This is a genomic window from Allosphingosinicella sp. (assembly GCF_036387215.1).
Classification (GTDB): domain Bacteria; phylum Pseudomonadota; class Alphaproteobacteria; order Sphingomonadales; family Sphingomonadaceae; genus Allosphingosinicella.
This window is the reverse complement of sequence record NZ_DASVUE010000062.1, coordinates 1-14,293: the sequence shown is the minus strand read 5'-3', so window position 1 is coordinate 14,293 and position 14,293 is coordinate 1. Positions and strand designations below refer to the sequence as shown.

14 protein-coding genes are annotated in these 14,293 nt (G+C 68.4%); 5 read left to right on the top strand and 9 right to left on the bottom strand.

The annotated features are described in order from the left end of the window. Positions 1-81: 81 nt before the first annotated feature. Entirely contained in the window at positions 82-240 is a 159-nt protein-coding gene (locus VF662_RS02955; protein ID WP_464137512.1) for a hypothetical protein, read from the bottom strand. An 87-nt stretch (positions 241-327) separates the two neighbouring features. Here VF662_RS02955 and VF662_RS02950 point away from each other — a divergent pair, with 87 nt between their 5' ends. Next, complete coding sequence (locus VF662_RS02950) at positions 328-579, top strand: hypothetical protein (RefSeq protein ID WP_464137510.1); 252 nt, start codon at positions 328-330, stop codon at positions 577-579. On the opposite strand, the gene VF662_RS02945 is transcribed toward VF662_RS02950, so the two are convergent. Further along, positions 549-1,526 (bottom strand): threonine ammonia-lyase, encoded by a 978-nt coding sequence (locus tag VF662_RS02945; RefSeq protein WP_464137508.1) that lies wholly within the window; start codon positions 1,524-1,526, stop codon positions 549-551. The genes VF662_RS02950 and VF662_RS02945 overlap by 31 nt on opposite strands. A gap of 208 nt (positions 1,527-1,734) precedes the next feature. On the opposite strand from VF662_RS02945, the gene VF662_RS02940 reads away from it, so the two are divergent. From VF662_RS02940 to VF662_RS02925, 4 genes are all read left to right on the top strand, one after another. Then, positions 1,735-2,958 carry a type III PLP-dependent enzyme gene (locus VF662_RS02940; RefSeq protein WP_464137506.1) on the top strand — a complete coding sequence of 408 codons (1,224 nt, stop codon included), beginning with the start codon at positions 1,735-1,737 and terminating at the stop codon, positions 2,956-2,958. 134 nt (positions 2,959-3,092) lie between these two features. Beyond that, the gene (locus VF662_RS02935) at positions 3,093-4,148 is read left to right on the top strand and encodes a 1,9-bis(guanidino)-5-aza-nonane synthase (RefSeq protein WP_464137504.1); all 1,056 of its coding nucleotides are present in this window, start codon (positions 3,093-3,095) and stop codon (positions 4,146-4,148) included. 64 nt (positions 4,149-4,212) lie between these two features. Then, complete coding sequence (locus VF662_RS02930; protein WP_464137502.1) at positions 4,213-4,653, top strand: MAPEG family protein; 441 nt, start codon at positions 4,213-4,215, stop codon at positions 4,651-4,653. A gap of 46 nt (positions 4,654-4,699) precedes the next feature. Then, positions 4,700-6,988 carry a S8 family peptidase gene (locus VF662_RS02925; RefSeq protein WP_464137500.1) on the top strand — a complete coding sequence of 763 codons (2,289 nt, stop codon included), beginning with the start codon at positions 4,700-4,702 and terminating at the stop codon, positions 6,986-6,988. Here VF662_RS02925 and VF662_RS02920 read toward each other — a convergent pair. The 7 genes from VF662_RS02920 to VF662_RS02890 form a co-directional block, all read right to left on the bottom strand. Next, positions 6,985-8,172: a class I SAM-dependent RNA methyltransferase gene (locus tag VF662_RS02920; protein WP_464137498.1), complete on the bottom strand. Its 1,188-nt coding sequence runs from the start codon at positions 8,170-8,172 to the stop codon at positions 6,985-6,987. The two genes, VF662_RS02925 and VF662_RS02920, sit on opposite strands and share 4 nt — an antisense overlap. Then, on the bottom strand, positions 8,165-9,541 hold the full coding sequence (locus VF662_RS02915; RefSeq protein WP_464137496.1) for an NAD(P)H-hydrate dehydratase: 1,377 nt from the start codon (positions 9,539-9,541) through the stop codon (positions 8,165-8,167). Before VF662_RS02915 ends, VF662_RS02920 begins: the two co-directional genes overlap by 8 nt. A 4-nt stretch (positions 9,542-9,545) precedes the next feature. After that, positions 9,546-9,923 carry a hypothetical protein gene (locus tag VF662_RS02910; RefSeq protein ID WP_464137495.1) on the bottom strand — a complete coding sequence of 126 codons (378 nt, stop codon included), beginning with the start codon at positions 9,921-9,923 and terminating at the stop codon, positions 9,546-9,548. Between the two features lie 41 nt (positions 9,924-9,964). After that, on the bottom strand, positions 9,965-10,708 hold the full coding sequence (locus tag VF662_RS02905) for an enoyl-CoA hydratase/isomerase family protein (protein WP_464137494.1): 744 nt from the start codon (positions 10,706-10,708) through the stop codon (positions 9,965-9,967). 226 nt (positions 10,709-10,934) lie between these two features. After that, positions 10,935-11,756, bottom strand: coding sequence for a 4-(cytidine 5'-diphospho)-2-C-methyl-D-erythritol kinase (locus VF662_RS02900; protein ID WP_464137492.1), 822 nt, complete (start codon positions 11,754-11,756; stop codon positions 10,935-10,937). Next, entirely contained in the window at positions 11,757-13,400 is a 1,644-nt protein-coding gene (locus VF662_RS02895; RefSeq protein WP_464137490.1) for a tetratricopeptide repeat protein, read from the bottom strand. 7 nt (positions 13,401-13,407) lie between these two features. Next, positions 13,408-14,293: electron transfer flavoprotein-ubiquinone oxidoreductase (locus VF662_RS02890; RefSeq protein ID WP_464137489.1), on the bottom strand; the 886-nt coding region annotated here is incomplete at its 5' end.

The following is a 14,293-nucleotide window of genomic DNA, read 5'->3' as shown; positions in this document are numbered from 1 at the left end:
AACGAGATGCCGCAGCTGATGAAGGCGGTGGACGATTATCTCGACATGCGGCTGGACCCGAGCTGCCCGATCAAGTGAGCTTCAAACAGTCCAGATGAGGACGTTGCCGAGGAAGACGGCGGCGGCGAAGAGCATCAGGAGCCCCTTCTTCGGATCGCGGCGTCTGGCGATCAGCCACATGCCGCCCGCGCCGAGCAGGAAGGCGGCGATCATCAGGATCGAGAGCAAGGCGGCGTGCATCGGCGCTCCCATCGCATCTTCCGCGCCCGCGGAGAAGCGCAGGCGGCCTTTTACGATCGGTTAACCGTGATTGCCTAGGCTTCGGGCATGGCAAGCCTTCCACGCCCGGAGATCGACCACGCCTTCTCGCAGATCGAGGAGGCGATCCTGCCGAGCATTTCGACGATGCTCGACAGCCTGATCGACGCCGCCTCGCTCGCGCAGCCGGGCTTCGATGCCGAGGCCTATGCGGCCGACCTCCGGTCCATGGCTTCGCAGCTGGAGGCGATCACGCGGCAGATGGAGGCGATCTCCCCTGCCCTCGCGCGTCAGGACGAGCGCGGCGCCTCGGCCGCCTGAGCCCTCAGTATCTCCGCATAGACGAGCGGATCCACGTTCCCGCCTGAGACGACGATGACGGTGCGCTCCGTAAGCGGCCCCGTCTTGCCGGCGAGCGCCGCGGCCAGGGCAACGGCGCCGCCGGGCTCGGCGACGATCCGGAGCTGACGAGCCGCAAAGGCCATCGCAGCGGCGATCTCATCCTCGGTGACCGCCACGCCGCGGGCGCCGGCGTCGCGGAGGGCGCCGAAGGTCAGCGGCGAGACGAGCTTGGTCTGGAGCGCGTCGCAGCGCGTGACGGGGGCGTCGTCTGGCACCGGTACGATGCTCCCGCGCTCGAGCGAGCGGGTCATGTCGTCCCAGCCCGAAGGCTCGACGATCACAATTTCCGAATCGGGGAGCGCGAGCGCGATGCCGCCGGAGAGGCCGCCGCCGCCGCATGGGACGATTACTTTGTCCGGCGCCTGCCCGAGCTGGTGCTCGATCTCGACGCCCACGCTGCCCTGGCCCTCGATGATGTCGATATCGTCGAACGACGGGACGAGCGTGCCGCCCGTCTCCTCGGCCAGCCGGGCGCCGATCTCCTCGCGGCTTTCGGTGGCGCGGTTCATCTCCACGATCCGGGCTCCGGCCGCGAGGATAGCGTCCCGCTTCACCGCGGGAGCGTCCGAAGGCATGACGATGATCGCGGACATGCCAAGCTTGCGTGCCGCCAACGCTGTGCCGAGACCGTGATTCCCGGAGGAGAAGGCGACCACTCCACGCCCACGCTCCTCGTCGCTCAGCTGGATCAGCCGATTCGCGGCACCGCGCAATTTGAAGCTTCCGCCGCGCTGAAGACATTCCGCCTTCACCCACAGCCAGACGCCGCCGATCTCCACCGGAAGCAGCGGAGTCCTCACCACTTCGCCCGCGATACGGCGCGCCGCCGCCTCCACTCCCGCTCTGTCCGGCTTCTCTCTTACCACACGAATCTCCAATCACCTCGGCCGAGCCACGTTCCGACGACCGGAAAATCGCCTTGCCGACAAGAGCTAACACTCTGGCGACATTAGCGAAAATGCAGGTCTTTACACGGGGGTTCGAGGCCCATATATCGCGCCCCGCTGCCCCAAGGGGACTTCCAATAACCGCAAGGCAGCCTTTGTCGCCACTACCCGTTGGAGGTCCCTTGAATTGCACAGCCATCATAACGCGCTGGGGCTAGCTTCGCCCCGCTCCGGCACTGCCGCCGCTGCTGCAATCGCCAGCCAGCGTCCTGTCCAGCCGGTCACGCTCCTTCGTCCGCATGCCGCACGACGCGCCGCCCGTTTCTTCGTCGAGAAGTTTCCGGGCCGCTCGATCTATGCGGTGAAGGCGAATCCCTCGCCCGATCTGCTCGAGATCCTGTGGGACAGCGGAATCACGCATTACGATGTCGCCTCGATCGCCGAGGTGCGGATGGTCGCTCGGACGCTGCCGCAGGCGGTGCAATGCTTCATGCATCCGGTGAAGGCCGAGGAAGCGATCGCCGAGGCCTATTTCGAGCATGGGGTCCGCACCTTCTCGCTCGACACCATGGACGAGCTCCAGAAGATCCTGCGGGCGACCGGCCACGCGGTGGACCTCAATCTCTGCGTCCGGATCCGGGTCTCGTCGGACCATTCGAAGCTGAGCCTCGCCTCGAAGTTCGGCGCCGATCCGTCCGAGATGAAGGAATTGCTGTTCGCCGCCCGCCAGGCCGCGGACGCGCTCGGCATCTGCTTCCATGTCGGCAGCCAGGCGATGACCCCGGCTGCCTACGCCGAGGCGATGGCACGCGTCCGCGCGGCGATCGTCGAGGCGGCGGTGACGGTGGACATCGTCGACGTCGGCGGAGGCTTCCCCTCCTCCTATCCGGGAATGGAGCCGCCGCCGCTCGAGGCCTATTTCGAAGTGATCCACAACGCCTTCGAAAGCCTGCCGATTTCCTATTCGGCCGAGCTTTGGTGCGAGCCGGGCCGGGCGCTATGCGCGGAATATGCGAGCGTGCTCGTCCGCGTCGAGAAGCGCCGCGGCGAGGAGCTCTACATCAACGACGGCGCGTACGGCGCCCTGTTCGATGCGGCGCATATCGGCTGGCGCTTCCCGGTGAAGCTGATCCGCGGCGACGAGTCCGACACCAAGGACATGGCGTTCAGCTTCTACGGCCCCACCTGCGATGATCTAGACCATATGGCCGGGCCGTTCATGCTTCCGGCCGACGTCACCGCGGGCGACTATGTCGAGATCGGGATGCTCGGAGCCTATGGCTGCGCGATGCGCACGGCTTTCAACGGCTTCGGGTCCGATGTTAAGATCGTGGTCGAGGATGAGCCGATGGCCAGCCTCTACGGCGGAACGCCCCATGAGGCCCTGAGGAACAACGTGGTTCAGCTTTAAGCAAGCCGCGTTTTTGTAGACGGACGGTGAGCTGTGTGGCCTTCGGGAGCCCGGCTCCCGTCCATAATCTGTGAACCAGCAATGGCTCCGAAGGACCCGGCACTGCCGGCGTGTCGCGGATATTGGAGACTAAGATGAACGACCAGACCAAGATCAACGACACCCGCAAGCAAGAGCTGCTCGGAACCGAGGTCGAGCATATCGACATCAAGAGCTTCGACGCGCGCCCGATCGTCGATGCAATGAAGAAGATGAGCTTCACCAGCCGCGACCTCGGCCGTGCCGCGGAAATCTACAACACGATGCTCGCCGACCAGGATTGCTCGGTGATCCTGGTGATTGCGGGCTCAACCTCGGCCGGCGGCTGCATGGACCTTTATGCCGACCTCGTGAAGAACAACATGGTGGATGCGATCGTCGCCACAGGCGCCACCATCGTCGACATGGATTTCTTCGAAGCGCTTGGCCACAAGCATTATCAAGCGCTTGAAATTCCGGACGATGACACGCTCCGCTCGCTCTACATCGACCGGATCTACGACACCTATATCGACGAGGAGAAGCTGCAGGAGACCGATCACACGATCGGCGACATCGCCAACAGCCTCGAGCCGCGTCCGTACAGCAGCCGCGAGTTCATCAAGGAGATGGGCAAGTGGCTGATGGAGAACGGCAAGAAGGAGAACAGCCTCGTCAAGCTCGCCTACGAGCATGACGTGCCGATCTTCTGCCCGGCGTTCGTCGACTCCTCGGCGGGCTTCGGCCTCGTCAAGCACCAGGTGGACGCGATGAAGGCGGGCCGCCAGTACATGGTGCTGGACGCGATCGCCGACTTCCGCGAGCTCACACAGCTCAAGATCGAGGCGGGCACGACCGGCCTCCTGATGATCGGTGGCGGCGTTCCGAAGAACTTCACGCAGGACACCGTCGTCTGCGCGGAGATCCTCGGCCATGACGATGTCGAAGTGCACAAATATGCGGTGCAGATCACGGTCGCCGACGTCCGCGACGGCGCCTGCTCCTCCTCGACGCTGCAGGAAGCGGCGAGCTGGGGCAAGGTCTCGACCGCGATGGAGCAGATGGTTTTTGCCGAAGCGACCAGCGTCCTCCCGCTGCTCGCCTCCGACGCCTATCATCGCGGCCACTGGAAGACCCGCGCCAAGCGCGCCTTCGCGAAGCTGTTCGGCTAAACCGCGATTGACCTCATGAGGCGAATGAAGGCACCTTCCCCGGAGGCGGGGGAGGTGCCTTTTCATGCTTGGATCGCACGCAATTCTGGCGCCGGTGGTGGCGCTCGTCGCCTGGTCGCTGGTGATGATGGTCTGGATGTACGCCGTCCGCTTTCCGGCCATGAAGCGGAAGGGGATCAGCCTCAAGGGCCGCGTGGGAAGCAGGACGGGGAGCCTCGAAGGCGTGGTCGAGGATCACGTCAACTGGAAGGCGCACAATTACAACCACCTGATGGAGCAGCCGACGCTGTTCTACGCGATCGCGCTGACGCTTGCCCTGCTCGGCCATGGCGGCGGCGCGAACCTCTGGCTCGCCTGGGCCTATGTCGCGTTCCGGGTAGCCCACAGCCTCGTCCAGGCGACGACCAATGTGGTGCGGTGGCGCTTCTACCTGTTCATCGGCGCCTCATTGTGCCTGGCGGCGCTGACGCTGCACGCGGCGATGGTGCTCCTCTCCGCTTCCTGATCCTCGAAAAAAGGCATAGTCTCGGATCAACAGGGAGGATCAGAAGGTGGCAAGAACCAAGTCGGCGCTTATCATGTCAGCCTGCGTCGCCGCTCTCATGCTCGGCGGATGCGGCGGCGGGGGCGGCAGCGGCCCGGCTCCCATAACGACGCCGCCACCGCCTCCCCCGCCGCCGCCTCCTCCCCCGCCTCCGCCGCCGCCTCCTCCGCCGTCCAGCCCGCTGAACGATGCGGAATATCAGGCATCCAATTCAGCGACGGTCGCGAACGCTCTGCCTGCCTATCAGGCGGGAGCGACCGGCAAGGGCGTGAAGGTCGCCGTCATGGATACGGGCATCAATCCAACCCTGCCGGAATTTACCGGACGCCTCGATCCCGCCAGCCGGGACATCGCAGCCAATCGCGGCCTCGTCGACACCGACGGGCACGGGACCATGGTCTCCGGCATCATCGCGGCCAATCGCGACGGGAAATATATGCAGGGCGTGGCCTATGAGGCGACGATCCTTTCGCTCAACGTCGGCGACCCGGCGGGATGCAAGCCCGGGCAGGATTGCTTCCTCGATGACTCCCTGCCCGTCGCCATCGACTATGCCCGCACCAACGGCGCCAGGATCATCAACATGTCCTTCGGCAGCGAAGAGGGCATGACCGAGGAGATTTTCGGCGCGATCAAGCGCGCGATGGACGCGGGCATCATCATGGTGATGTCGGCGGGCAACTCGGGAACCGCCGATCCCAACTCCTTTGCCGTCCGCAATGTGAAGGACGGGGGATCGAGCGGGCTCTTCATCGTCGCCGGTTCGATCGATTCGAACAGGAACATCAGCAGCTTCTCGAACCGGGCAGGCTCGGGCGTCAGCGCTCAATATTATCTGGCGGCGCTCGGCCGCGGCAACGCCACGGTCAACCCGCAGGGGCAACCGGTCAACCCGAACGGCACCTCCTTTTCCGCACCGACGATCGTCGGCGCGGCGGCGCTGCTCGCGGGCGCATTCCCGAACCTCACCGGCGCGCAGATCGTCGACCTGCTCCTGAAGAGCGCCGACGATGCCGGAGCCGCCGGCGCCGACCCGATCTTCGGCCGCGGCATCCTCAATGTCGGGCGCGCGTTCCAGCCGCAGGGAACGACGGCGCTGGCCGGCAGCGCGGTACCCGTTTCGCTGGCGAATAACGGCGCGCTTTCCGGGCCGATGGGCGATGCATCACCGAAGCGCGGCGGCGGTGCGATCATCCTGGACGGCTATTCGCGCGCCTATGCGATCGATCTCGGCAAGACGCTGGCGCGCCTTCCGCAGGAGAAGCCGCTCCACCAGGCGATCGGCGGCCAAATCTACCGCACCGCCGCCGCGGCCGCGGGGCCGGTGGCGGTCACGCTGACGGTGCGGCACGATCTGCGGGGCGAGCCGATCGTCGGGATGGCGCAGACGAACCTCGGCTATGAAGACAGCCGCAGGGCAAAAGCGATGGCAGGCACGGCGATCAGCCGGCTGACGCCGAAGACCGCGCTCGCATTCGGCTTCTCGCAAAGCGGGCGGATGCTCCAGCAGCAGCTCGCCGGGCAATGGGGCAACGCCTTCCTCGTCGCCCGCGACCCGATGAGCCGCGCCGGCTTCCACCCTGACTCGAATACCAGCATCGGGGTGAGGCAGGATCTGGGGCCGTTCGCCCTCACCGCCGTCAGCGAGCGCGGCAAGTCGGTGGATACCGGCCTCCGCCGCAGGCTCGCCGCGCCGGATTACAGCATCAGCTCGTTCACGGTGGACGGCAAGGTCGGCCGATCGCGGCTGAGCCTCGGCGCATCGCGGCTGAGGGAGGAGGAGACCTTGCTCGGCGCCCGCTTCGCCTCCGCCTTTTCGAGCGCCGGTTCGACGAGCTCGTTCGTGGACGGCACTGCTACCTTCGACCTCGGCCGGGGCTGGGGCGCCTTTGCGAGCTACCGCCGCGGATGGACGAGGATGGCGGGGTCGGGTGCGCTCGTGTCGAAGACCCGGCTCAAGACGGACGCCTTCGCATTCGACCTCTGGAGGACGGGCATGCTGGCCGCCGGCGACAAACTGGCTTTGCGGGTGGCGCAGCCGCTTCGCGTGTCGAGCGGCGGCTTCGATCTGAAGATGCCGGTCAGCTACGATTATGCGACGCAGGCGGTCGGCTACGAGCAACGTTTCTTCAGCCTCGCTCCAACGGGCCGGGAGATGGACTACGAGCTCGCCTACGGCGTGCGGCTGCTCGGCGGCGATCTCGGCATCAACGCCTTCCTCCGCACCGATCCGGGCCACATCGAAGCGGCGAATAAGGATATCGGCGCCGCCCTAAGCTTCACGCTGAGGCGCTAGCGGCTGAAGCAGGCGGCAAGCTCGACATGGGTCGACCAGCGGAACTGGCCGACCGGCTTCACCCAATTGAGCGTGTAGCCGCCGTCGATCAGCGCCTTGGCGTCGCGGGCAAAGGTGGCGGGGTTGCAGCTGACATAGGCAATGCGCGGGACGGCTGAGCGGGCGAGCAGCGGAATTTGCTCCTTGGCGCCGGCCCGGGGCGGGTCGATCACCACCGCCTCGAAGCGGCCGAGCTCCTTTTCGTCATAGGGGCGGCGGAAGAGGTCGCGGTGGTCGACGAAGACCTGCCGCTGAGCCCGATTGGCCGCCGATTTCAGCGCCAGCGCGGCGTCGCGCGCGCCTTCGGCGGCAAGGATGCGGCCTTCCAGCGATAGCGCGAATGTGCCGAGGCCGGCGAACAGGTCCGCAACGATGCGGGCGGGGCCGACAGCCGAGCGGACGGCGGAGACCAGCGCCTCCTCCCCTTCCCGCGTCGCTTGGAGGAAGGCGCCGTGGGGGAGGGCAATGGGGACGCCGCCCAAAGTGATCGTCACCGGCTCCGGCTCCCAGCGCGTCTGGGCGCCGTAGCCGTCGTCGAGCGCCAGACGGGCAAGGCTGTGCGCCTCGGCGAAGGCGGCGAGCGCCTCGGTCGCCTGCAAGCCTTCGACATCCACCTTTTCGAGAAGCACGTCCGGCCCCTGATCGGAGAGCGTCATCCGGACGCCGCCGTTGCCGCGGGGGCCGAGCAGCTCGCCCATCAGCGTGCGAAGCGGGGCCACGAGAGCGAACAGCTCCGGCCGGAGGATGTGGCATTCGCGCATGTCGATGATGCGGTGGCTTGCCTCGGCGTTGAAGCCGAGCAGCACCTGCTTGCCCCGCCGCTCGGCGCTGAGCGATGCGCGGCGGCGGCTGTTCGGAGGCGAGATGTGCGGCGGGAGGACCTCCGGCAGCGGCAGTGCCTGCGCCGCAAGCGCGGAGGCGACGCGGTCGACGACGAAGGCGCCGAACGCCTCGTCATCCAGCTGCTGGAGCTGGCAGCCGCCGCATTCGGGGAAGTGACGGCATGGCGGCACGATGCGATGCGGCCCCGCGGTAATCGAGCCGTCGGGCGCAACCAGGTCGCCCGGCGCCGTGAGCGGGAAATGCCGGCCGCTCGCGGTGACTCCGTCGCCGCGCGAGGCGATGCGGACGATCGGTTCACTCACTGCACTGGGCCAAGGCGGCGGGCAAATGCTGGAGCAAGTCGTCGGCGATCAGCCCCGGCCCCGCCAGCGCCGCCGCCCGCTCGTGCAGCCACACGCCGGCGCAAGCCGCCTCGAACGGCTCCAGCCCCCTGGCGCGCATCGCCGCGATGATGCCCGTCAGCACATCGCCCGTACCGGCCGTGGCGAGCCAGGCCGAAGCGGGCGGAGCGATCGCGGCCCGGCCGTCGGGCGCGGCGACCACTGTGTCGGCACCCTTGAAAACGACCACCGCCCGGGCGCGCTCCGCAGCCGCCCTCGCCTGCTCGACCTTGCTTCCGGCGAGGGTGCCGAACATCCTGGCGAACTCGCCCGCATGCGGAGTGAGGATCGGCGGCTGCGGGAGCGGCCTGAGCCGCTCCGGGCCCGCCTGGCCCAGCAGGTGCAGCGCATCGGCATCGAGCACCAACGGCTTCGGAGTCCGGAGCATGCGCTCGAAAAGCTGGGTGGCGGCTGCGGAGCGGCCGAGGCCGGGCCCGAGCGCAACTGCGCCGACGCGATCGTCCACCGTAGAGTCGGCGCCCTGCACGACGGCGTGCGGGACTGCGGCTACGGGTCCGTCCGCGAGCAGCCGGACGTAACCGGCCCCGGCTCGTGCCGCAGCCGATGCAGCAAGAGCAGCGGCGCCGGGCATTTCGCCCGCGACGACGGCGACATAGCCGCGGGTATATTTGTGGTCGTCAGCGCCCGGCGCCGCCAGCTCCGGCCGCCCAACCTCGTGGAGCCCGCTATCGGCGGCCACGCCGATGTCGGCGACGACGATCCGGCCCATGTGCCGGGCGGCGGGCTGGAGGAGGTGGCACGGCTTCAGGGAACCGAAAGTGACGGTGAGATCGTAATCCGGGATCGGGGACAGGATTGCGCCGTCGTCGGTGGAGACGCCGCTCGGCATGTCGACCGCCACCCTCACCCGTGCTTTTGCGGCGAGGCGGAGCAGCGCGGCGGAGGCTGCTTCATCGAGGCCCCGCCGGAGGCCGGTGCCGAACAGCGAATCGACGAGCAGCGGCGCGGCGGCGGCGCTCTGGAGCGGTTCCACCTCCCCGTTCCAGGCCGCGCGTGCCGCTTTTGCTGCCTCGCTCTGCGGCTCGCCAAGCGCCGCTACCTGCACCTTCGCGCCGCGGTCGCGGAGGATCCGGGCGATGACATAGCCGTCGCCGCCATTGTTGCCGGGGCCGCAGAGGACCAGCGTCGGAACGGGCCCGGCGAACCTTCTTACCGCCTCGGCGGCAAGGGTGCCGGCGCGGTTCATCAGGGTTTCGACCGAGACGCCGCCCGCGATCACCTCCGCCTCGGCGTTGCGCATCTCCCCGGCGGTGAGGATCGGACGTGGCACGCGGCTAGCGGCCGCCGCCCTTGACGGTCGCCGGCAGCCGGTAGCGGTCGCCGGCCAGCGCCACCTCGATGCGGTCGCCGGAGACGACGGAGACGACCGCCGGATCCGCGCCGTCAGCCGCGATCACGCCGCGGCCGTCGGTGGTGACGAGCAGCCGGCGAAAGCCGCCGCTCGGGTGGCGGATGGTAAGCGTCGTGCCTTCAGGGCCCTTCACCCGCTCCATCGTGCAGACGCGCTCGAACGCCTCGGCGCCCTCGGCCGCGCATTCGATCCGGCCGTCGTCCGCCGCTTTGTCCTCAGCTGCGGCAAGGGCGCGGTCGGTGGCTTCCTTGGGGTCGCTGCAGGCGGCGAGCAGAAGCAGGAGTGCGGGCGCGATCCTCATCGGCGGCTGCTTGGCGGATGGCCGGGAGCGACGCAAGCGCGTCACGAGCGGCGGCTCCTGTGCGCGGCGAGCCGGTCGAAGAGAGCATCGGAGCCCAGGAGGTGGTCGAAGACCCGGTCCTGCTCCTCGTCCCGGGCCGCGCCGGCGGCGGCAAGGGCGATGCCGCGCTTCAGCGTCCGGAGGCTCTGAGGCGCGTTGGCGGCGATCGCCTGCGCAAGATCCCGCGCCGCTGCCGGAGCGTCGGTGGAGTGAAGCTCGACGAGGCCGATCCGCTCCGCCTCCGAGCCGTCGATCGGCTGGGTGCCGAACATGAGCCGCGCCGCCTGTCCCGGCCCGACGAGGCTGACGAGCCGGTGCACGTCCTCCTGCGGGTATGAGATGCCGAGTTTGGCCGGCGTTACCGCAAAGCGCGCGCCGGGGCCGCTGATCCTGATGTCGCAGGCCATCGCCACCGCCACGCCAGCACCGTAGGCTGCGCCCTCGACGACGGCGATCGTGGGGATCGGCACGTCGCGGAAGCGGTCGAGGCCGTTCCTGATGGCGAGGCGGAAGCCGGTACGTGCCTGGGGATCGTCCCGAAAGGCGTCGAAGCTGGCAAGATCGGCGCCGGCGCAGAAGGCGCCGCCCGGCTCCCCGGCAAGGATGAGCGCCCGCGCGCCGCCCTGCGCCGCTTCCCCCGCCCGATCGGCCAGGGCTGCCCAGCCTTCGAGCGGGATCGCGTTCCGCGTCTCCGGGCGGCGAAGCCGGAGCGTCGCTATGGGTCCCTCGGTCTCGAGCTCGAACATGCGCAGCGGCGTAAAAAAAGGCCGGGCATCCCGCAAGGGAGCCCGGCCGAGAAAGAGCGTGGCGCTTGCCGCCGAAGCGGCAGGGACCAGGCGCGGATGTGGGCACGGCGGGAGCCTGCGCTTCGACCCGTCGCGGATCCGGGAGCAAGAGCCGTGCCACAACGGCAGGCTGCGGGTGACGATGGTTAAGGCTGCTGGAACTCTGTGCCGTTGCGGCACGCGCGGGTCAGCGGAGACGGGTGGAGAGCTGCCACCAGCCGGGATGGAGCGCCGCGATCCGCTCCCGCGCTACGTCCCTCGCCGCCCCCGATCCATAAAGCGCGAAGCAGCTGGCGCCGGAGCCGGACATTCGGCTGAGGAGGACGCCGGCCCCTTCCGCAAGCGCGGCGAGCACGTCGCGGATCGGGGGCGCGATCACCGCCGCCGGTGCTTCGAGGTCGTTTCGCCCCCCGAGGAGCGTGTCGTGGCCGAGCGGCCCCCGATCCACCCCGTCCCAGTCTGCGAACACCGGCCCCGTCGGCACCGGCACCAGCGGGTTGACGATCAGCAGCGGCGCTCCCGCGATGCTGGAGCCGTCCACCGGAATGAGGTCGTCGCCCCTGCCCTCGCCCCGGCAGGTCCGGCCGAGCAGGCAGGCGGGAACGTCCGCGCCGAGCGGCCTCGCGATTTCGAGCAGAGTCGTCTCGCCCGCCTCGACCTCCCACCAGCGGGAGAGCAGCCGAAGCGCCGCGGCGGCATCGGCGGAACCGCCGCCGAGCCCCGACGCCACCGGCAGCCGCTTGTGGAGCGTCAGCGCGGCGCCCTTGACCGTTCCCGTCCGCGCCCGAAGCGCCGCGGCTGCGCGAAGCACGAGATTGTCCCGCTCCCCCGCCAGATCGCCGGCGAAGGGCCCGGTGACCTCCAGGCTCAGCCCATCGCCTTCGCGAACCCTCAGAAGGTCCCCGTCCTCCGCGAATGCGAACAGGGTCTCGATCCGGTGATAGCCGTCCGGCTCCCGTGCCCGCACGTGCAGCGCGAGGTTGATCTTCGCCGGTGCGATTTCCTCCATTTAGGGAGAAGCGAGCTGCGGAGTCAGGCCGGTCCCGATCTTCGCCTTGAGCCGCTCGGCGCTCTTTCCCTCGGCATTGAGCAGGGCCGCCTTCCACGCATAGCGCGCCTCGTAGCGGCGGCCGGCGCTGTAATAGGCGTCGCCGAGATGCTCGTTGATCTCGGCGTCCGCCGGACGCGCTGCCGCGGCTTTCTCAAGGAGCGGTATCGCGCTGCCGAGATTGCCGCGCAGATAATGCGCCCAGCCGAGCGAATCGGTGATTTCGGCGCTGTCGGGCTCGAGCCTGCTCGCCTCGGCGACGAGCCGCATCGCCTCCTCGACATTCTCGCGCCGCTCCAGCTGGCCGTATCCCAGGAAGTTGAGCACGAGCGGCTGGTTCGGCTGAAGCTTGTTGGCCGTCTCGAAAGCCGCCTTGGCCTCAGGCCACTTGTCCGCCTGCTGGAGCGCCGCGCCCTTCATCAGCCACAGCGTCCATTCGGGCTGGCCCGGCTTGCCGCCCTTCGCAAGCTCGAGCGCCCGATCGTAAGCGGCCGCCGCTTCCTCGTGGCGCTTGAGGTCGGAATAAACCTCGCCAAGGCGCGACCAATCGGCGGCGTCCGCCGAGGGCGCTTCGGCCGCGGCCTTGGCAAGGGCAAGCGCCGCCTCACCCTTGCCGCTCCCGGAAAGCAGCCTGATCCGGCGGTCGGCGAGGAGCGGATAGACCGGGTCCTGCGGCGGGATCCTGTCGAGGAGGGCTATCGCCTCGTCCCAGCGCTCCTGCGCGGCCAGCAGCGAGCTTGCGACCTGCCACCCCTCCGCATTGTCGGGCGCGAGGAAGGTGGCGAGCCGCGCATAGGTGAGCGCGACGTCCGCCACTTCCTGCGTGTTGAGATCGAGCGAGAGACGGACGAGGAAGTGGGCGACGCCGGCGGCCGCGCTGTCGACGGCGCCGGGGAGCCGCTTCCGATCCTCGATCTGCTTCCGGGCGGCTTCGAACACCTCGCCCCGGCCCTGCAGAAGCGCAAGCGCCGCCTTGCGGTCGCGCTTGCGGATCGTAGCCGCAGCGGCGAGGCGAAGGCGCGGTGCGCGCGCGCCGGCGCTTTCCAGCACCGGGGTAAGCTCCCTAATCCCCTGCTCGGTCTTGCCATCGGCAAGAAGCAGAAGCGGCCTGTGCTCGGCGGCGTAGCCGGCGGCGAGCTGGTCCGAAGCCGCCACGCCGAGGAGCGCCAGCGGATCGCCCTTGCCGGAGCCGAACGCCACCCATGCGCGCAGCACCGGCGCCATGAAGGCGAAAATCTGGTCCTTCTGGACATGGTCGACATAAGTGCCGGCGGTTTTCCAGTCCTTCGCCTGCAGCGCTTCACCGAGGAGAAGCAAGGATGCGTCAGGCGCGAGCTGGCCCTTCCGCTCCAGGATCCGAGCGGCCCGGACGGCGAGCTGGCGGTCCCCCGCCGACATCGCCTGGCTGAGCGCGCGCACGGCCAGCACCTCGTTGTCGGGCGAGAGCGCGAGCGCGGCGGCATAGCTCTGAGCAGCCTCCCCGGCCGCGCCGGCGGTGTCGGCGGCCCGGGCCTTCGCCCAGGCGCTGAGGAGAGCGCGGTCGTCGGTGCTCGCCTGCGCTCCAGTCGCGCCCCAGAGGAATATCGCCGCGGCGGCGCCCGCCATCCAGTGCTTACATGTTGGGGTAATTGGGGCCTCCTCCGCCTTCCGGGACGACCCAGTTGATGTTCTGCGTCGGGTCCTTGATGTCGCAGGTCTTGCAGTGGACGCAATTCTGGGCGTTGATCTGGAGCCGCGGCCGCCCGCCTTCCTCGACATATTCGTAGACGCCGGCGGGGCAGTATCTCTGCTCGGGGCCGGCATAGTCTTCGAGGTTCACCTCGACCGGGATCGACGGGTCCTTCAGCGTCAGGTGGACGGGCTGATCTTCCTCGTGGTTGGTGTTGGAAAGGAAGACCGAGGACAAGCGATCGAAGCTGATGACGCCGTCGGGCTTCGGATAGTCGATCGGCTTCACCATGTCCTTCCGCCACAGGCTCTCGTTGTCAGGGTGGTGGCGCATCGTGAACGGCAGCCCGATCTTCAGGTACCGCATCCACATGTCGGTGCCGGCGAGCAATGTGCCGAGCGCTCCGCCGAATTTCGCGACCATCGGCTCCACGTTGCGGACCATCTTCAGTTCGTCCGCCACCCAGCTGTTATGCAGGGAGTCTTCATAAGCCGTGAGGTCGTCGTTGCTGCGATCAGCGCCGATCGCCTCGAACGCCGCCTCGGCCGCGAGCATGCCGGATTTGATCGCGGTGTGGCTGCCCTTGATGCGCGGTACGTTCACGAAACCCGCCGAACAGCCGATCAGGACGCCGCCGGGGAAATGGAGCTTCGGGATGGCCTGGTAACCGCCCTCGTTGATCGCACGAGCGCCGTAGCTGACTCGGCGGCCGCCCTCCAGGATCTCGCGCACCGCCGGGTGCTGCTTGAAGCGCTGAAATTCCTCGAAGGGCGACAGATAGGGGTTGCGGTAATTCAGTGCGACGACGAAGCCGATCGCGACCTGCCCC